The sequence below is a fragment of the Citrobacter sp. KTE151 genome, from assembly GCF_000398845.1.
GTDB lineage: Bacteria > Pseudomonadota > Gammaproteobacteria > Enterobacterales > Enterobacteriaceae > Citrobacter > Citrobacter braakii.
The window spans coordinates 1289438-1307573 of sequence record NZ_KB976063.1 but is presented as its reverse complement, the minus strand read 5'-3'; the positions used below and the strand labels follow the sequence as shown (position 1 = coordinate 1307573).

The 18136-nt window shown below is 49.9% G+C and carries 20 protein-coding genes and 1 other annotated feature; of the genes, 8 read left to right on the top strand and 12 right to left on the bottom strand.

All coding sequences use genetic code 11. From position 1 onward, the window contains the following. Nucleotides 1–37: 37 nt before the first annotated feature. The 3 genes from btuD to btuC are packed head-to-tail and all read right to left on the bottom strand — an operon-like array spanning nucleotide 38 to nucleotide 2379. Nucleotides 38–787, bottom strand: coding sequence for a vitamin B12 ABC transporter ATP-binding protein BtuD (gene btuD, locus WC7_RS15165; protein ID WP_016152874.1), 750 nt, complete (start codon nucleotides 785–787; stop codon nucleotides 38–40). Further along, complete coding sequence (locus WC7_RS15170; RefSeq protein WP_016152873.1) at nucleotides 787–1338, bottom strand: glutathione peroxidase; 552 nt, start codon at nucleotides 1336–1338, stop codon at nucleotides 787–789. Before WC7_RS15170 ends, btuD begins: the two co-directional genes overlap by 1 nt. A 60-nt stretch (nucleotides 1339–1398) precedes the next feature. Then, a complete protein-coding gene (gene btuC, locus WC7_RS15175; RefSeq protein ID WP_032931198.1) occupies nucleotides 1399–2379 on the bottom strand; it encodes a vitamin B12 ABC transporter permease BtuC in 981 nt (326 codons plus the stop codon). Nucleotides 2380–2683: 304 nt separating this feature from the next. On the opposite strand from btuC, the gene WC7_RS15180 reads away from it, so the two are divergent. From WC7_RS15180 to WC7_RS15200, 5 genes are all read left to right on the top strand, one after another. Then, the gene (locus tag WC7_RS15180) at nucleotides 2684–2842 is read left to right on the top strand and encodes a DUF1427 family protein (RefSeq protein ID WP_016152871.1); all 159 of its coding nucleotides are present in this window, start codon (nucleotides 2684–2686) and stop codon (nucleotides 2840–2842) included. A gap of 85 nt (nucleotides 2843–2927) precedes the next feature. Then, a complete protein-coding gene (locus WC7_RS15185; protein ID WP_016152870.1) occupies nucleotides 2928–4142 on the top strand; it encodes a PfkB family carbohydrate kinase in 1215 nt (404 codons plus the stop codon). A gap of 31 nt (nucleotides 4143–4173) precedes the next feature. After that, a complete protein-coding gene (locus WC7_RS15190; protein ID WP_016152869.1) occupies nucleotides 4174–4908 on the top strand; it encodes an outer membrane protein OmpK in 735 nt (244 codons plus the stop codon). A 17-nt stretch (nucleotides 4909–4925) separates the two neighbouring features. Next, complete coding sequence (locus WC7_RS15195) at nucleotides 4926–5888, top strand: nucleoside hydrolase (protein WP_016152868.1); 963 nt, start codon at nucleotides 4926–4928, stop codon at nucleotides 5886–5888. Between the two features lie 3 nt (nucleotides 5889–5891). Further along, the gene (locus WC7_RS15200; RefSeq protein ID WP_016152867.1) at nucleotides 5892–7121 is read left to right on the top strand and encodes a NupC/NupG family nucleoside CNT transporter; all 1230 of its coding nucleotides are present in this window, start codon (nucleotides 5892–5894) and stop codon (nucleotides 7119–7121) included. A 40-nt stretch (nucleotides 7122–7161) separates the two neighbouring features. Here the strand turns inward: WC7_RS15200 and ihfA are convergent, their stop codons facing one another. The 8 genes from ihfA to thrS form a co-directional block, all read right to left on the bottom strand. After that, nucleotides 7162–7461 carry an integration host factor subunit alpha gene (gene ihfA, locus WC7_RS15205; RefSeq protein ID WP_003030571.1) on the bottom strand — a complete coding sequence of 100 codons (300 nt, stop codon included), beginning with the start codon at nucleotides 7459–7461 and terminating at the stop codon, nucleotides 7162–7164. A 4-nt stretch (nucleotides 7462–7465) separates the two neighbouring features. Beyond that, complete coding sequence (pheT, locus tag WC7_RS15210; RefSeq protein WP_016152866.1) at nucleotides 7466–9853, bottom strand: phenylalanine--tRNA ligase subunit beta; 2388 nt, start codon at nucleotides 9851–9853, stop codon at nucleotides 7466–7468. A 15-nt stretch (nucleotides 9854–9868) separates the two neighbouring features. Next, nucleotides 9869–10852, bottom strand: coding sequence for a phenylalanine--tRNA ligase subunit alpha (pheS, locus tag WC7_RS15215; protein ID WP_016152865.1), 984 nt, complete (start codon nucleotides 10850–10852; stop codon nucleotides 9869–9871). Nucleotides 10853–11019: 167 nt separating this feature from the next. Further along, nucleotides 11020–11144: a sequence feature (Phe leader region), on the bottom strand. Then, the gene (gene pheM / locus WC7_RS26955; protein ID WP_001386830.1) at nucleotides 11095–11139 is read right to left on the bottom strand and encodes a pheST operon leader peptide PheM; all 45 of its coding nucleotides are present in this window, start codon (nucleotides 11137–11139) and stop codon (nucleotides 11095–11097) included. Its footprint overlaps the feature before it by 45 nt. 120 nt (nucleotides 11145–11264) lie before the next feature. Next, on the bottom strand, nucleotides 11265–11621 hold the full coding sequence (gene rplT / locus WC7_RS15220; RefSeq protein ID WP_003030578.1) for a 50S ribosomal protein L20: 357 nt from the start codon (nucleotides 11619–11621) through the stop codon (nucleotides 11265–11267). Between the two features lie 55 nt (nucleotides 11622–11676). Next, a complete protein-coding gene (gene rpmI / locus WC7_RS15225; RefSeq protein ID WP_003030583.1) occupies nucleotides 11677–11874 on the bottom strand; it encodes a 50S ribosomal protein L35 in 198 nt (65 codons plus the stop codon). 96 nt (nucleotides 11875–11970) lie between these two features. Continuing rightward, nucleotides 11971–12513: a translation initiation factor IF-3 gene (gene infC / locus WC7_RS15230; protein WP_048997935.1), complete on the bottom strand. Its 543-nt coding sequence runs from the start codon at nucleotides 12511–12513 to the stop codon at nucleotides 11971–11973. Between the two features lie 3 nt (nucleotides 12514–12516). Next, nucleotides 12517–14445: a threonine--tRNA ligase gene (gene thrS, locus WC7_RS15235; protein ID WP_016152864.1), complete on the bottom strand. Its 1929-nt coding sequence runs from the start codon at nucleotides 14443–14445 to the stop codon at nucleotides 12517–12519. Between the two features lie 304 nt (nucleotides 14446–14749). Between thrS and yniD the strand changes: the two genes are divergently transcribed. Continuing rightward, on the top strand, nucleotides 14750–14857 hold the full coding sequence (gene yniD, locus WC7_RS26655) for a small membrane protein YniD (RefSeq protein WP_003030590.1): 108 nt from the start codon (nucleotides 14750–14752) through the stop codon (nucleotides 14855–14857). Between the two features lie 167 nt (nucleotides 14858–15024). On the opposite strand, the gene WC7_RS15240 is transcribed toward yniD, so the two are convergent. After that, nucleotides 15025–15783 carry a DUF481 domain-containing protein gene (locus WC7_RS15240; RefSeq protein WP_016152863.1) on the bottom strand — a complete coding sequence of 253 codons (759 nt, stop codon included), beginning with the start codon at nucleotides 15781–15783 and terminating at the stop codon, nucleotides 15025–15027. 287 nt (nucleotides 15784–16070) lie between these two features. On the opposite strand from WC7_RS15240, the gene pfkB reads away from it, so the two are divergent. Then, a complete protein-coding gene (pfkB, locus tag WC7_RS15245; protein ID WP_016152862.1) occupies nucleotides 16071–17000 on the top strand; it encodes a 6-phosphofructokinase II in 930 nt (309 codons plus the stop codon). Between the two features lie 269 nt (nucleotides 17001–17269). Next, nucleotides 17270–18130, top strand: coding sequence for a fructosamine kinase family protein (locus WC7_RS15250; RefSeq protein ID WP_016152861.1), 861 nt, complete (start codon nucleotides 17270–17272; stop codon nucleotides 18128–18130). Nucleotides 18131–18136: the final 6 nt, after the last annotated feature.

Sequence of the window (18136 nt, the reverse complement as noted above, 5' to 3'; positions counted from 1 at the left end):
GCGTGGAAATTATATGATTTTCAAGAACCCATTTAACTTAAGTGGTTGATATGAGCATTCTGTGGCCTTCAATATCCAAACGACGGAAGTTCACGCCATAAGCCGCAGACAAATTGGCCGGCGTTAGTACCGTATCACGAGCACCACTGGCAAGCAGCTTCCCGCGTTTGAGAAGCCAGGCCTTGTGCGCATGACGTAAGGTGTGATTAAGGTCATGGCTGCTCATTACAATCGCGATGCCCTGCAAACACAGCTGACCCAGCATCCGGTCCAGCGCATTTTGTTGCGCCACGTCCAGGCTGTTCATCGGCTCATCCAGCAACAAAAGCTGGCCGAATGGATTCGCTTGTGGGCAAATCTGCAGGATAACCGCAGCCAGGCGCACGCGCTGCCACTCACCGCCGGAGAGCTGATTCACGCTGCGTCCCAGCTTATCCCCAAGCCCAAGCGCATCGGCGACTTCCTGTAACAGATCGGTGCGTGCTTTATCGGGTTGATGCAGCGTCAGAAAATGCCAGACCGGCATCGCAAACGGTGGGTTTTGCTGTTGCGCAAGATAAGCGCGATATTGCGCCAGCTTTGCTGCCGGCCATTCATCCAATGACACATCACCAAAGGTGATGCTGCCCTTGCCGGTCGTCAGCCCCGCCATTCGCGCCAACAGCGTGCTCTTTCCTGCGCCGTTAGGCCCCACTAAATGCAGGATCTCCCCTGCTTTTATCTCACCAGAAAGCGGGCCGAGTCGGGTCGATTCTGCTACGTCCTGTAGCTGCATCAATCGAGACATTAGTTTGCCAGCGCCGTCTTGATGGATTGCACCAGAACAGGATCCTCAGGCGTCATATCAGGTGAAAATCGTTGCAGTACCTGACCATCCCGACCCACTAAAAACTTCTCGAAATTCCACAGAATATCGTCCGGGTAGAGCGGCGCCCGACCTTTACTCGCCATACGCTCATAGAATCCACTATCCGCAGGCGCAACGGCGGTTGGCGCGGCATCAATCAGTTTCTGATACAGCGGATGGCGTCCCTCGCCGTTGACCTCAATTTTGCTGAACATCGGGAAGGTAACGCCCCAGGTGGTACTGCAGTACGTTTTTATTTCCTCTTCACTGCCCGGCTCCTGGCCCAGAAACTGGTTGCAGGGGAACCCAAGAACGGTAAAGCCCTGCTGATGCCAGGCTTTCTGCAGATTCTCCAGTTGCTCATATTGCGGCGTTAGCCCACATTTTGAAGCAACGTTGACGATTAACAGCACATTTCCGGCATACGGCTGCAGTGAGGTCACCTTGCCGTCAATGGTCGTCACGTCTGTATCGAGGATAGTGTTTTGCATAGCATCTCCAGAACAACAGGTGGATTTTCAGTTTTTAATCATAGACCGAATCAACGCGTTCTAGCGCGCGGCTTTTAACAATAGCCAGATAAATACCGGTGCGCCCATGGTGGCCGTCACCACACCAATTGGCAGCTCAGCCGAGGCCAGCACCAGACGCGCGACAACATCAGCCAACAGTAATACGATAGCGCCAGCCAACGCGCAGCCCGGCAGTAACACGCGATGATCGGTTAAGCCGCACAGCCGCAGAATATGTGGGATCACAAGCCCAATAAAGCCAATCGCTCCCGCCAGAGCCACGCTTACGCCAACCATCCAGCCCGTGGCGACCACCAGCAGGTTGCGCCAGAACCATAATGGCAATCCCAACTGACGTGCAGAAGTTTCCCCCAGCGCCAGCATATTCATCGGCTGCGACTGACAGCAGATCCACACCAGCACCGGAATCAACGCCACCATGAGCCAGGCCTGATGCCAGTCAACGCCACCAAAGCCCCCCATCATCCAGTACATTAGCTGTCGCAAATCAAAAGAAGTGGAGAAGTAGATGGCCCATGTCATCAGCGCGCTACAGATAATGCCCAGCGCCACCCCCGCCAACAGCAGACGGCTGGTAGACAAATGACGGCGGGCAAAACGGAGCAGAATAAGCGTGATAATCAGCGCCCCAGCGATGGCGCATAAGCCCAACGCCCAGCCGGGGAGCTGCCCCTGCCCCAGCAACACCGCCGCGATGAGCCCGACTCCCGCGCCATTCGACACGCCCAGTAATCCAGGCTCTGCGAGCGGGTTTTCAAAGAGAGCTTGCATCACTGCGCCAGATAAGGCCAACGCAGCACCAACCAGCAAAACGGCAAGGGTACGGGGAAATCGGATTTGCCAGACGAACAGATCGCCGCGGGCGCTGAACCAGTCGCCGGGGGCGATCCACTGTTCTCCTGCGCATAAGCTAATCACGAGCATGACCAATAGCAACAGCGATAAAGTGCCTAACCAGTATCGGTCTCGCCGACGTTGTAATTGTGCAAAAGGTTGCATGTTTATACTTTTTTTATGGGTTATCTCATTAATTTTACGATGAAAGCAAAAAACATGGAAGGAAGCTCTACCGCAAATGAGGCAATGGCCCAAAACAGCATGAACCTTAGTCTTTTGCATAATGCAATGCTGGCAGCAATACCAGGTAGTAGCTGTCATTATTAATATCGTTCCTGAGATTAAATAAATAACCACAACCGGACAAGATGTCCGGTTGCAGAAGTTTTGTGTGATTGTCTTCTCATCAATACGTAAATATATTGTGTAGTCTTCATATCATCATAACACCCTCAGGAATTATCTTATGGATATAATTCTTTCGCTTATTGCCGGTGCAATTATTGGTTTCATATTTACATTAATAAAACTCCCCATTCCAGCCCCTGCTGCCTGGCCTGGTGTATTTGGTATCATCGGTGTACTTAGTGGTAATCAGATCTTTAATTATTTATTCAACAAATAAATTCATTCACCAAAGAAATTAACGTATAGACAAAATAAACTTATTACATGGACCTCTCATCACATTCATGAAAAGTGAGGATTAGATGCCCTGTCGTTACAAAAAACAGCGTCTTCGCTATATTTTAACACTACTCAAAAAACAAGGAAGTGTAAAAATATCATCTCTTGTTAAGGTACTTGATGTTACGGAAAGAACACTCCGCCGCGACATCAATGACCTCGTAAAAACAGGACATGTCCGCTCATGCTATGGAGGTGCTGTATATAATCACGACAATGCATTCCCATTATATGAGAACAACTCTCTTTATTTGCACCAAAACATCATCATTAACCAATCAAAGATCGAACGAGAAATATCAATGAACGAAAACAATGGGAAAGTTTACATTCTGGGTTCATTTAATACCGACTTAGTATATCGGCTTCACCGTTTTCCTATTTCAGGGGAAACCACGCGCGCGCTTTTTTCCTGTTGTTTACCCGGCGGGAAAGGCAGCAACCAGGCGATAGCATCCGCACAAGCCAATGCTCGCACTTATTTTACGGTCAAATTAGGTGAAGATGAGTTTTCAACCAAAGCCCAGCATTTTTTAAATGGCGTAGGATTAGAAAAACTAACCATCTTTACCAAAAATGATGCACCAACCGGCAGTGCCGTAGTGATGATATCCGAAGAGGCTGGCGATAATGTAATCGTTATTAATCCAGGGGCTAATCAGGAAATAACAAGTGAAGAAATTATATCCTGTTATGACGAGATTGGCACCGCCAATGTTTTTTTGACGCAGATGGAAAACAATCCTGACGCTACAGCTAAAGCTATTAAGTTCGCACATGCCGCCGGGGTGATGACAATCCTGAATCCAGCACCATGGCGTAAGGAAGTGACAGACCTTCTCCGCTGGACACACATCCTGACCCCAAACCTCACAGAAGCAGAGGCGATTATTGGCAAGGCTATTCGTACGCCAGACGATATTCGTCAGGCCGCCGAAACCATGCACCAAATGGGACCACAATATATTCTAATTACGTTAGGCAAAGATGGGTGCTGGTTATTTGATGGTTCTACACACCAACAGTTCCCGGCATATCCCGCCGTTAATATTGATACATCCGGCGCCGGTGATGCATTTAATGGTGCACTCGCTGCACGACTTGCCTGTGGAGAAAATATTGCCAGCGCAATTCATTACGCCTGTGTATTTGCAGCACTGGCTGTAGAGCGTGAAGGTGCAGCCAATATGCCATCCCATGAACTCGTATTAAAACGATTAGCTTGTACTAAATACTGATATTAACCCACCACCAAAATAGGGATATAAAATGAAAAAAATCGCCTTCGGGGCTTTATTATCGTGCGTAGCTTTTTCCTCATTAGCTGAACAACAATACGGCTGGGGAAATATACATTTTGACTATCAATCCTGGGATGCCGGTGTTAAAGACCTCGAATATGAACAAGCCTTAATTGGTATTGAGGGAGGTATTGGTTTTGATTGGGGTGAAATGTACGGCTTTTATGATTTTGAAAATATTCTAGATGACGAGGGAAATCAGGGGCAGACTGCGAATGGTGAAATCCATACCTACCTCTGGAAAACGGGTGCCAGCCTATTTACAAAAGTCTATAATTCGCAAAGCCCTAATTTTAAAGAGACGAATCAATTTATTGGGCTTGGCTATACCGACCTGAAAGGCGATGGATGGTGGTTTAAACCCTGGATTGCTCGTCAGTACATTACCGCGCACAGTAATTTTGGCCCAGCTTATGATATTAATGGACTCAATGGTTTCTCAATCGGATGGAACGCTGGCTATGCTTTCAATCTTCTCAACCAGGACTTCTTACTGTCCAATTGGAATGAAATAGAACTTGACCGTAATGATGACTATACCGCTAACAATCATGGTAGCAATGGTTTAAACGGCGGCCTGAATATTACCTGGAAAATCATGCCTCATATATCCACCACATTAATGTATCGGTACTTTTATAACAAACTTGGTGCGGATGGATATGGCGATATTCTCATTTATCGACTGGCCTACGACTTCTAACTTAAGGAACATTAACGATGTTAAGTATCCACTGGCCTGAATTAACTTCAGCGCAGCGTATTGCCTTAATTACGCCACCTAATTATGGCAAAGTGCCTATCGTTATTGACAGCGATACCTACAATGAAATTGACGATCAGATGGCCATTGCCTGGGCATTCTTACACCCGGAGCGCCTCGATCTGCAAGCTGTTTACGCCGCTCCGTTTACCAACCACTATTTTGGTAAAGAGGGCTCGCACACATATGTTGACGATCCCGCAGTAGGCATGCAACTGAGCGTCGATGAGATCTATCGCGTATTTAACAAACTCCCCCGCCGCGAAAACATACCGCAAATATTCCAGGGTTCAACACGCTATCTGAAAGATAGCAATCAGCCGGAGATGTCAGCAGCAGTACAGGATTTGATTAACCGGGCAAGAACGGCTGAGCAAACATTACATGTACTCGCAATCGCCGCGCCGACCAATATCGCTAACGCACTGCTCCTCGCGCCGGACATCGTCACAAAGATTCATGTCATCTGGCTTGGGGGTAACAGTTATGCCTGGAAAGATAATCATGAATTCAACCTGATGCAGGACATTGCGGCGAGTCGGGTACTTTTTGATAGCGGCGTAGCGCTCACCCAAATCCCCTGCTTTGGCGTGGCTAACACTATGGCCTCATCGGTCCCAGAGATGCAGCACTATTTTGCAGAGACCAGCCGCATTGGTAGCTACTTTGCTGAAATTGCCCCGCGATGCCCCTGGATTGGTTTTGCATCCCGCAAAGTCATTTGGGATATCACTACGGTTGGCTATGTCCTGAATCCTGACTGGTTCACCTGTGAATACCGTACATCCCCTTTGATCAATGACAATCTGAGCTGGAGTTTTGATAACCGCCGTCACGTCATTCAGGTCGCAAAATTTATTGAGCGGGATGCTCTCTTTAAAGATCTTTTCCGTAGCATCATTGATGCCGATGAGGGATAAACCATGCAGATACTCATCGTCATACTTGGCATTGTTGTCCTGTTACTCGTTGCCTGGCTATGTTCAGAAAATCGCAAAGCTATCCGGTTTCGCACCGTTGGCGGTGCCTTTGCAATCCAGGCTCTTTTTGCTGCATTTATCCTGTATGTCCCCTTAGGGGAAAAAATCTTACTCGCCATATCAAACAGTCTGTCAGGCATGCTGAACTATTCGTCGGAAGGGATTAACTTTCTCTTCGGTAATCTCGGACAGTTCAAAATGGGGTTTGTATTTGCCGTGCATGTTCTGCCGATTATCATTTTTATGTCAGCATTGTTCTCCGTGCTGTACTACCTGGGCATCATGCAGTGGATTATCCGTCTCATCGGTACGGGTATCCATAAACTGCTGCGCACCAGCCCGGCAGAATCCATGGCTGCAACGGCCAATATTTTTGCGGGCAATACTGACGTCTTCGTCCTGATGAAGCCTTATGCGCCACGCATGACGCGCTCAGAACTGTTTGCCCTCATGACAGGTGGTGTGGCCTCTATCGCAGGCTCAGTGCTGGTTGGCTATGCCAGTATGGGGATCGAAATTCGCTATCTGGTAGCCGCCTCTTTTATGTCAGCACCAGGCGGTCTGTTAATGGCGAAAATGCTGTTTCCAGAAACGGAACCCGAAAACACTGCCGACGTGTCAGGCGATATGCTTGGTCAAGATGAAAAGCCTATCAACATCGTTGAAGCGGCGACAAATGGCGCGACTATCGGGCTGAAGCTCGCCGCTAACGTGGGGGCAATGCTTCTGGCACTGATTGCATTAATTGCTATGGTGAACGGCTTGTTGGGCTGGTTTTGTAGCTTTTTCGGCTATGGTAACGTCACGCTACAATTTATCTTTAGTTACCTCTTTGCTCCGGTTGCCTGGCTGTTGGGCATTCCCGCTAACGAAGTCTTGCAAATTGGTAGCCTGTTAGGTCAAAAATTGGTGTTGAATGAGTTCGTCGCGTATACCAGCTTTATTCCAATGAAAGACCAACTGTCGGAATATTCGCAGATAATAACGATCATGGCGCTGGCTGGGTTTGCCAATTTGTCCTCTCCTGCCGCATTGATTGGCGTACTGGGGGGGATTGTGCCGGGGAAAAAAAGTTTCATTGCTAAAATGGGGCTTAAAGTGATCCTGGCGGGCACGTTGTCTAACCTGCTGAGCGCAGCACTGACCGGGCTGTTTTTCCTTCTGGCCCACTAAGAAAAAAGGCCGCATTCGCGGCCTTTTTAGTTAGTTCAGATTACTCTTCTTTCGGCGTTGCGTTTTCAACCCGGCTTTTTAACTTCTGTCCGGGTCTGAAGGTCACCACGCGCCGTGCTGTAATGGGAATATCTTCGCCCGTTTTCGGATTACGGCCCGGACGTTGATTCTTATCACGCAGATCGAAGTTACCAAAACCAGAGAGTTTTACCTGCTCACCATTTTCCAGAGCACGACGGATCTCTTCGAAAAACAGCTCGACCAGTTCTTTGGCATCCCGCTTGCTAAGCCCAAGCTTATCAAACAGATATTCTGACATTTCAGCTTTTGTAAGCGCCATAGGTTCAATCCCTCAATGATGCCTGGAATCGCTCTTTTAATGCCTCTACACATTTGGCGACGGTAGCGGCAATCTCCTCTTCTTCAAGTGTACGGCTGGTATCCTGAAGGATCAGGCTGATAGCGAGGCTCTTATAACCCTCCGCAACACCCTTACCGCGGTACACGTCAAACAAGTTTACGCCAACTACCTGATTTACGCCAACTTTCTTACATTCGGATAAAATATCCGCAGCGGGAACGTTTTCTGCCACAACGACTGCGATGTCGCGACGGTTCGCCGGGAAGCGAGAAACTTCACGCGCCTGAGGCACCACGCGGTCTGCGAGCTTGTTCCACTCCAGTTCAAACACCAGAGTGCGACCGTTCAGATCCAGTTTACGTTCCAGTTCAGGATGAACAACCCCAATGAAACCAATGCGTTCACCTTTCAGATAAATCGCCGCAGACTGCCCCGGATGCAGTGCTGGATTCGCTTCAGCTTTGAATTGAATATCCGCCAGCTTGCCGGTCAGGTCGAGAACCGCTTCCAGATCGCCTTTCAGATCATAGAAATCAACAGTCTCTTTTGCCAGATTCCAGTGTTCATCATGACGGTTACCGCAGATCGCGCCCGCCAGCATCAGATCCTGACGGATCCCGAGATTGGCCTGCGTGTCCGGTACGAAACGTAAACCCGTTTCGAAAATACGCACGCGGTTTTGCTGACGATTCTGGTTGTACACTACCGTAGACAGCAAGCCGGTCCACAGGGATAAACGCATTGCCGACATATCAATCGAGATTGGACTTGGCAGCAACAGCGCTTCTTCACCCGGGTGCAGCAGCGCCTGGACTTTCGGGTCGACAAAGCTGTAGGTAATAACTTCCTGGTAGCCTTTGTCATTCAGCATCGTTTTTACGCGTTTTAGCGACAAATCCGCTTCACGATGCGTACCCATGATAAGACCCGCCTGAATTGGCGTATTCGGGATATTGTCATAACCGTATACACGGGCGACTTCTTCGACCAGGTCTTCTTCGATCTCCATATCGAAACGCCAGCTCGGCGCTACCGCTTTCCACTCATCTTGCCCTTCCGTGACATCACAACCCAGACGGCGCAGAATATCGCTCACCTGCTCATCTGCAATATGGTGTCCGATCAGACGATCCAGTTTGCTACGGCGAAGCGTAATGGTTGCGCGTTTTGGCAGCGAGGCTTCGTTCGTCACGTCAATGATTGGACCCGCTTCGCCGCCGCAGATATCAATCAGCAGGCGCGTAGCACGTTCCATGGCTTTATGTTGCAGCGCCGGATCGACACCACGCTCATAGCGGTGAGATGCATCGGTGTGCAGACCGTGACGACGTGCGCGACCGGTAATAGACAGCGGGCTGAAGAACGCGCATTCCAGCAGGACGTTTTGCGTTTCATCATTCACACCGGAGTGCTCGCCACCAAAGATGCCGCCCATTGCCAGCGCTTTGTTATGGTCCGCAATCACCAGCGTATCCGCATTCAGCTTCGCTTCGCTGCCGTCCAGCAATACCAGGGTTTCACCTTCTTTTGCCATGCGGACAACAATCCCGCCTTCAATGCGGTCTTTGTCGAATGCGTGCATCGGCTGGCCCAATTCGAGCAGCACATAGTTAGTCACGTCAACCACGGCATCGATCGAGCGGATGCCGCAACGACGCAGTTTTTCTTTCATCCACAGCGGGGTTGGCGCTTTAACGTTAATGCCTTTCACCACGCGGCCCAGATAGCGTGGGCAGGCTTCCACCGCGTCGACCTGAATCGGCAGGACGTCGCTAATGGTTGCGGCTACTGGCGCTATTTCCGGCTCAACCAGAGGGGCTTTGTTCAGTACAGCAACGTCACGTGCCACACCGATAATGCCTAAGCAGTCGGCGCGGTTCGGAGTGACGCTGATTTCGATAGTATTATCGTCAAGCTTCAGGTATTCACGGATATCGGTACCAATTGGTGCATCGACAGGCAGTTCGATAATACCGTTGTGATCGTCGGAAATGCCCAGCTCGGAGAACGAGCACAGCATGCCTTCAGACGGCTCACCGCGCAGTTTTGCGGCTTTGATTTTGAAATCGCCCGGCAGAACGGCACCAACGGTTGCTACAGCCACTTTCAGCCCTTGACGGCAGTTTGGCGCACCGCAGACGATATCCAGCAGGCGGTCGCCGCCGACATTCACCTTGGTGACGCGCAGTTTGTCAGCGTTCGGATGCTGAGCGCACTCAACCACTTCGCCCACCACAACGCCGTTGAACGCGCCAGAAACAGGATCCACACCGTCAACTTCCAGACCCGCCATCGTGATTTGGTTTGACAACGCATCGCTATCAATCGCCGGGTTTACCCATTCGCGTAACCACAGTTCACTGAATTTCATTGTTTTATCCTGCCTTTATTTAAACTGTTTGAGGAAACGCAGATCGTTTTCGAAGAAAGAACGCAGATCGGTTACGCCGTAACGCAGCATGGTCAGACGCTCCATACCCATACCGAATGCAAAGCCAGAGTAGATTTCCGGATCGATACCGACGTTACGCAGCACGTTCGGGTGAACCATTCCGCAACCCAATACTTCCAGCCATTTGCCATTTTTACCCATCACATCGACTTCCGCAGAAGGTTCGGTGAACGGGAAGTAGGAAGGACGGAAACGAACCTGCAGGTCTTCTTCAAAGAAGTTGCGCAGGAAATCGTGCAGCGTGCCTTTCAGGTTGGTGAAGTTGATGTTGGTATCAACAATCAGCCCTTCCATCTGATGGAACATTGGGGTGTGCGTCTGATCGTAGTCGTTACGATATACGCGGCCCGGAGCGATAATACGGATCGGCGGCTGTTTTTCTTTCATGGTGCGGATCTGCACGCCGGAAGTCTGCGTGCGCAGCAGACGAGTCGCATCAAACCAGAAAGTGTCGTGGTCAGCGCGCGCCGGGTGATGGCCAGGAATGTTCAGCGCATCGAAGTTATGATAGTCATCTTCGATTTCCGGACCGGTCGCCACGGTAAAGCCCAGCTCACCAAAGAAACTTTCAATGCGATCGATAGTCCGCGTTACCGGATGCAAACCGCCGTTTTCGATACGACGCCCAGGCAAGGAGATATCGATCGTTTCTTCAGCCAGACGAGCATTCAGCGCGGCATTTTCTAATTCGGCTTTACGCGCGTTCAGCGCTTGCTGAACCTGCTCTTTGGCTTCGTTTATCACCGCACCTGCTGCCGGGCGCTCTTCTGCCGGCAGTTCACGCAGGGTAGTCATCTGAAGGGTCAGGTGCCCTTTCTTGCCCAAATATTCGACGCGGACATTGTCTAACGCGGCAACATCTGAAGCCTGGTTAATGGCGGCCGTTGCACTGGCAACCAGCTCTGCGAGATGTGACATGGTTTTCCTCGTTATGTTGCGATATTCACTAGTCGCTCGTATATACACAAAATCATTCTGGCTGAGTCAAGGCAGCAGTAGAGCGCTAATCCTCAGGAGCGTACACACGTACGAGACTGGGGGAAGCGACTGCAGCCAATGCAGAGGCAGCCTGAAGGATAACGTGTATAAAAAAAGCCTCCACCAGGGAGGCTTTTAGGCGCTGTTTTCCGTTTCTTCTTTCACGCGCAAGCCTCCTGAGTTCAGGTGCTAAAGTAAAAGAAGAAGCGGAAAATAGCAGCATTCATGCTTGCGTTACCTTGTGTGGTAAAAACCGAACAACCTTTATTGAAAAGGCTTACGGATAAATTGTCAACCAATTGATTGCACTACAAATAAAAGAGAGGGAGCCAGGCTCCCTCTTTTCACCGGCTTATGCCAGAGCTGCTTTCGCTTTTTCGACCAGAGCGGTGAACGCTACTTTGTCGAATACTGCGATGTCAGCCAGGATCTTACGGTCGATTTCAACAGAGGCTTTTTTCAGGCCGTTGATGAATTTGCTGTAAGAAATACCGTTCTGACGTGCTGCTGCGTTGATACGCGCAATCCACAGTTGACGGAACTGACGCTTTTTCTGACGACGGTCACGATAAGCGTACTGACCAGCTTTGATAACAGCCTGGAAGGCAACGCGGTATACGCGAGAACGCGCACCGTAGTAGCCTTTAGCTTGTTTCAAAATTTTCTTGTGACGTGCACGGGCAACTACACCACGTTTTACGCGAGCCATATGTGCTCTCCTGTATCTATATTCTTAGTAAAAAAATTAATTAAACGTTAACGGCTTATGCGTACGGCAGGCACGCGATAACCAGACCCAGATCGCCTTTAGAAACGAGGCCTTTTGGACGCAGGTGACGTTTACGCTTAGTAGATTTTTTGGTCAGAATATGACGCAGGTTTGCGTGCTTACGCTTAAATCCACCACCACCGGTTTTTTTGAAGCGCTTAGCAGCACCGCGTACGGTCTTAATTTTTGGCATTTTAATAACTTCCACTTCGCATTGTTAATAAACGAAACGTAGGCGAACAACGGCTGTGGAACCCGCAGGCTCCACAGACATTGCTACTTGAAGGCCTTACTGTTTCTTCTTAGGAGCGAGCACCATGATCATCTGGCGGCCTTCGATCTTCGTAGGGAAGGATTCGACTACTGCCAGTTCACTCAGATCGTCACGGACGCGGTTGAGCACTTCCATACCGATCTGTTGGTGGGCCATCTCACGACCGCGAAAACGCAGCGTGATCTTAGCCTTATCGCCATCTTCCAGAAAGCGTACCAGGCTGCGGAGTTTTACCTGGTAATCGCCATCGTCGGTGCCAGGACGGAATTTAATTTCCTTAACCTGGATAACTTTTTGCTTTTTCTTCTGTTCCTTAGAAGACTTACTCTTTTCATAAAGGAACTTGCCGTAGTCCATAATACGACAAACTGGCGGTTCGGCGTTAGGGCTGATTTCAACTAAATCTACTCCAGCTTCTTCAGCTTTTTCGATCGCTTCTCTCAGACTCACAATACCCAAAGCTTCGCCTTCCAGACCTGTTAAGCGAACTTCCAGGGCGCGAATCTCGCCATTGATACGATTCGGACGTGCCGTTTGAACTCGTTTTCCGCCTTTAATACCTTATTCCTCCAGTTGTTGAAGACTGCGGCTGCGAATCTCTTGTTGCAGCTTCTCAATCACTTCATTTACGTCCAGGCTGCCCAAGTCTTTGCCACGACGGGTGCGCACGGCAACTTTGCCTGCTTCTACCTCTTTGTCGCCACAGACCAACATGTAAGGGACACGACGTAAAGTGTGCTCGCGGATTTTAAAGCCAATCTTCTCATTTCTCAAGTCTGCTTTTACACGAATACCCGCATTTTGTAGTTTCTGCGTTAATTCGTTGACGTATTCAGACTGTGAATCGGTGATGTTCATGACGACAACCTGAACTGGCGCAAGCCAGGTCGGGAAGAAGCCAGCGAACTCTTCGGTCAGGATACCGATGAAACGTTCCATCGACCCAAGAATTGCGCGGTGAATCATAACCGGCACCTGACGCTCGTTGTTTTCGCCAACATAAGAGGCGCTTAAACGGGACGGCAGAGAGAAGTCCAGCTGTACAGTACCGCACTGCCATGCACGATCGAGGCAGTCATACAGGGTAAATTCAATTTTCGGACCGTAGAATGCGCCCTCACCCAGTTGGTACTCAAACGGGATGTTGTTTTCTTCCAGCGCAACGGCCAGGTCAGCTTCAGCACGGTCCCACATTTCATCGCTACCGATACGTTTTTCGGGGCGAGTGGACAGTTTGACGACGATTTTCTCGAAGCCAAAGGTGCTATACATATCGTAGACCATACGAATGCAAGCGTTAACTTCATCACGGATCTGCTCTTCTGTACAGAAGATATGTGCATCATCCTGAGTGAAGCCACGAACACGCATCAGGCCATGCAGCGCGCCTGACGGCTCATTACGGTGGCAGCTACCAAACTCGGCCATACGCAACGGCAGATCACGATAGGATTTCAGACCCTGATTGAAGATCTGCACGTGGCCCGGGCAGTTCATGGGCTTAATGCAGTATTCACGGTTCTCAGAGGAGGTCGTGAACATCGCATCTTTGTAGTTATCCCAGTGACCTGTTTTTTCCCACAGCACGCGGTCCATCATGAACGGACCTTTAACTTCCTGATACTGGTATTCTTTCAGTTTTGAGCGAACAAAGACTTCCAGTTCACGGAAGATTGTCCAGCCATCATTGTGCCAGAACACCATACCCGGCGCTTCTTCCTGCATATGATACAGGTCAAGCTGCTTACCGATTTTACGGTGGTCGCGTTTGGCCGCTTCTTCCAGACGTTGCAGGTAGGCACTCAGGGCTTTTTTATCGGCCCATGCAGTACCATAAATACGCTGCAGCATCTTGTTATTGCTATCGCCACGCCAGTATGCCCCAGCGGTCTTCATCAGTTTGAAGTGATGACAGAAACGCATGTTCGGCACGTGCGGGCCACGGCACATATCGACATATTCTTCATGATGGTACAAGCCAGGCTTGTCATCATGGGCAATGTTTTCATCAAGAATGGAGACTTTATAGGTCTCGCCACGCTTCACGAAGGTTTCACGCGCTTCGTACCAGCTGACTTTCTTCTTAATGACATCGTAGTTTTTCTCAGCGAGCTCGTGCATCCGCTTCTCGAGCGCGTCGACATCTTCCTGGGTTAGCGTACGGTCAAGATCGATATCGTAGTAAAAACCGTTATCAACAACCGGTCCGATCGCCATTTTGGTGTGCGGCCAGAGTTGTTTGATCGCGTGCCCTAACAGGTGCGCACAGGAGTGACGAATGATCTCCAGACCTTCTTCATCCTTCGCGGTGATGATGGAGAGCTTCGCATCATGCTCAATCAGATCGGAAGCATCTACCAGCTCACCGTCAACACGGCCAGCAATAGTGGCTTTCGCCAGACCTGGACCGATGTCCAGCGCAACATCCATGGGGCTTACAGCGTGGTCGTAATGGCGTTGGCTGCCATCAGGAAGAGTAATAACAGGCATGTTATATCCTTATTTGCAGTGGTGACCCACACGTAAGATCACATACAAAGATTCAATATTTAAAATCATCAAAAAGGTGTGGGCTGATTCCCGCTTCACTCTGCGAAATATGTCACTGGTCGCCTTAATGGCTACACTGGACCTACACCCGCTTTTTGATAACACCGTTTGACAGTGTACACGGCATTATGAGCCGATCAAAGCAACAATCAACGCGCACTCTATGATGTAAATCAATTCACTGACACCCTGATGTTTTTGTTACACTTGTATAAAGTTATCTAACCTGAGCAGGAAAAGCACAATGCCAACAAATCGCTTTGCGAAGAAACACTGGAAGATGGTTGTGATACTGCTCGTTATTTGTGCGGCAATGCTGATGCTACGTTGGGCTGCGATGATCTGGGGTTAAAATACTGGCACACGCTGTTCCGGTTCCGTTGTATTTATCAATTAAATCGAATTCGTCTGAAAATAGCGCGTTATTGATAAGTATTAAAAATAAAACACAGATTTTATATTAAATAAATTTAACGTTAATTGAGAAAAGCCGGGCCAATTATTTGACCCGGCTTGTCATTACATACGATAGCCGAGTGACACAGTAGTACGACGATCGGTATGCTCCGGCGCTGTTGCCGGTGGTTCAGAGTTCCAGGTAACGTTGTAAGCCACCTTTAACCCAAAGTGTTCGTTGATGGCAACGTTCAAGGCCGTTTCAGAATTGAGCGTTGTATCGTCAGCACCAAATACCGACACACCTTGCGTAAACTTAGTATTGTCCGTCATCTGCCACGCATAGGCCCCGGACGCATAGCCCAGCGGCTGTGTTTCGGTGGTGCCATCCGTGTGCTCGTCATAGCGCACACCAGGACCGAATTCAAAACGGAAGCTGTGCACCGGTCCGTTGAGGAACTGACGACCATAACCTGCGGTTAGCACGTCACGCTCGCGATAGCCGTTGTAACGGTCGGTCAGCCAGCTTGCCTGACCAAAGAGATAGTCATAGTCGGTCATGTTGTAACGACTACGGCCACCTACGGCATATTTCTCCGATGAACGCTCATCATTTGAGGAGGTATTGCTGGCATTTCCCCACAAAGACCACGCCGTAGTTTGACCGTACCAGGTCATGGTGGTGTCTGCAGTTAAAGAAGAACTTTTTGTGTTGCCTGACTGGGCGAGATATCCCGCGTTCAGGTTACCTTCAAAGGGTTTTTTCGCGCTGGAAGGGTCATCCATGACAGTAAAAACGGAATCATCGGCGGCAGCCTGCATTGACGCAAGCAGGCCACCCGTCAGCAGTAACGCTGCGGGCACTGTCTTCAAAAGCTTCATTTATTAAGAGTCCGTACAACAAAAAAAGAGACCATAACGGTCTCGGAAACTTTCATATGGATCAATGACAAAAGACCCTTGAAAGGTAACAAATTATAAAAAGACTCGAATAACATAGCAATAAATTCTTATTTCATTTTTTGAATAAGAGCGTTCCTAAACCGTTTTTTTATTTATATATCTTTAACGCGATTATTTTAAATAAAGATATGAAAAATCATGTTGTTAATTACTTCACTTTCGGGGGGTTAAGTGCCAGACTGAGGACAGCCTAACAGGAGGTAAAGATGGTACGTATCTATACGTTAACACTTGCGCCCTCTCTCGATAGCGCAACAATCACGCCGCAAATCTACCCGGAAGGTAAGCTTCGCTGTACCTCGCCGGTTTTTGAACCCGGCGGCGGCGGTATCAACGTCGCTCGCGCAATTGCCCATCTTGGCGGCACCGCTACGGCCATCTTCCCTGCGGGTGGCGCCACCGGAGAGCATCTTGTTGTTTTGCTCGCCGACGAAAATGTTCCCGTATCCACCGTCGAAGCTAAAGACTGGACCCGACAAAATCTCCATGTCCACGTTGAGTCCAGCGGCGAACAGTATCGCTTCGTCATGCCAGGCGCTGCGCTCACCGATGATGAGTTCTACCAACTTCAGGATCAGGTGCTGGAAATTGAGTCTGGCGCACTGCTGGTTATTAGCGGCAGTTTGCCGCCTGGCGTACAGCTTGAGAAGCTGACCCGGCTCATTACCACAGCACAAAAACAAGGGATTCGTTGTATCGTCGATAGTTCTGGCGAAGCGCTGGCGGCAGCATTAACCATCGGCAATATCGAACTGGTCAAACCCAACCTCAAAGAACTGAGCGCGCTGGTGAATCGCGAACTCACGCAGCCCGATGATGTGCGCAACGCCGCGCAGGAAATCGTGCAAAGCGGAAAAGCGCATCGCGTAGTGGTCTCGCTTGGACCACAAGGAGCGCTGGGCGTTGATCGTGAAACCTGTGTCCAGGTGGTTCCGCCACCGGTGAAGAGTCAAAGTACCGTAGGCGCGGGCGACAGTATGGTCGGGGCCATGACGCTTAAACTGGCGGAGAGCGCACCTTTTGCAGATATTGTTCGTTACGGTGTCGCCGCAGGTAGCGCCGCCACCCTGAATCAGGGTACGCGTCTGTGCGCTTTAGACGATACGCAAAAAATATACGCGTATCTGGCTCAGTAATGACGGCTTCCCCTTGTCTAGATACAAGGGGATTTCCCCGTAAAACTGTCGGCATGGGTGTTATACGTCTATGATAAAAAATCACGTGATTACAAAGCAGTGAATCATGTGCAACCGGGCGTCTTCACAACTATGCGAGGTGAAGAAGAACGACACACATTAAGTGCCTTTCCAGCGATGACGCGTCCGTGGTGTGCGTCAGTTCGTGTTTTTTAACCGCATTCTTGCGCTAACCTTATGATCTGGCAGACAACATGGGGAGAGACATCATGTGGCAGGCTATCAGTCGTCTTTTAAGCGAGCAATTAGGTGAAGGCGAAATCGAACTGCGTAACGAACTGCCCGGCGGAGAGATCCACGCCGCATGGCATTTACGCTATGCGGGGCGCGATTTTTTCGTCAAATGCGATGAAAGAGAGCTGTTAACCGGCTTTACGGCGGAAGCCGATCAACTGGAGCTACTTTCTCGCAGTCAAACCGTATCTGTACCGAAAGTCTGGGCGGTAGGCGCAGACAGAGATTACAGCTTTCTGGTGATGGATTTCCTCCCTCCCCGTCCGCTTGATGCGCACAACGCGTTTATCCTCGGCCAACAGTTGGCGCATTTGCATGAATGGAGCGATCAGCCGCAGTTTGGGCTCGACTTCGATAATGCGCTCTCTACCACGCCGCAGCCCAACACCTGGCAACGTCGCTGGTCAACCTTTTTTGCCGAGCAGCGTATTGGCTGGCAGCTGGAACTCGCCGCTGAAAAAGGCATTGCGTTTGGCAATATCGACGCCATTGTCGAGCATGTTCAGCAGCGTCTCTCTTCCCATCAGCCGCAGCCGTCTCTTCTGCATGGTGATTTGTGGTCCGGGAACTGCGCCCTCGGCCCGAACGGCCCGTACATCTTTGACCCTGCCTGCTACTGGGGGGACAGAGAGTGTGACCTGGCAATGCTGCCGTTACATACCGATCAGCCGCCGCAACTCTATGACGGTTATCAGTCTGTTTCTCCGCTACCATTGGATTTTCTCGACAGACAGCCTGTCTACCAGCTCTATACGCTGCTGAACAGGGCTATTCTGTTCGGGGGACAGCATCTGGTCGTGGCGCAGAAAGCGCTGGACAGGTTACTGGCGGCTTAGCAAAGT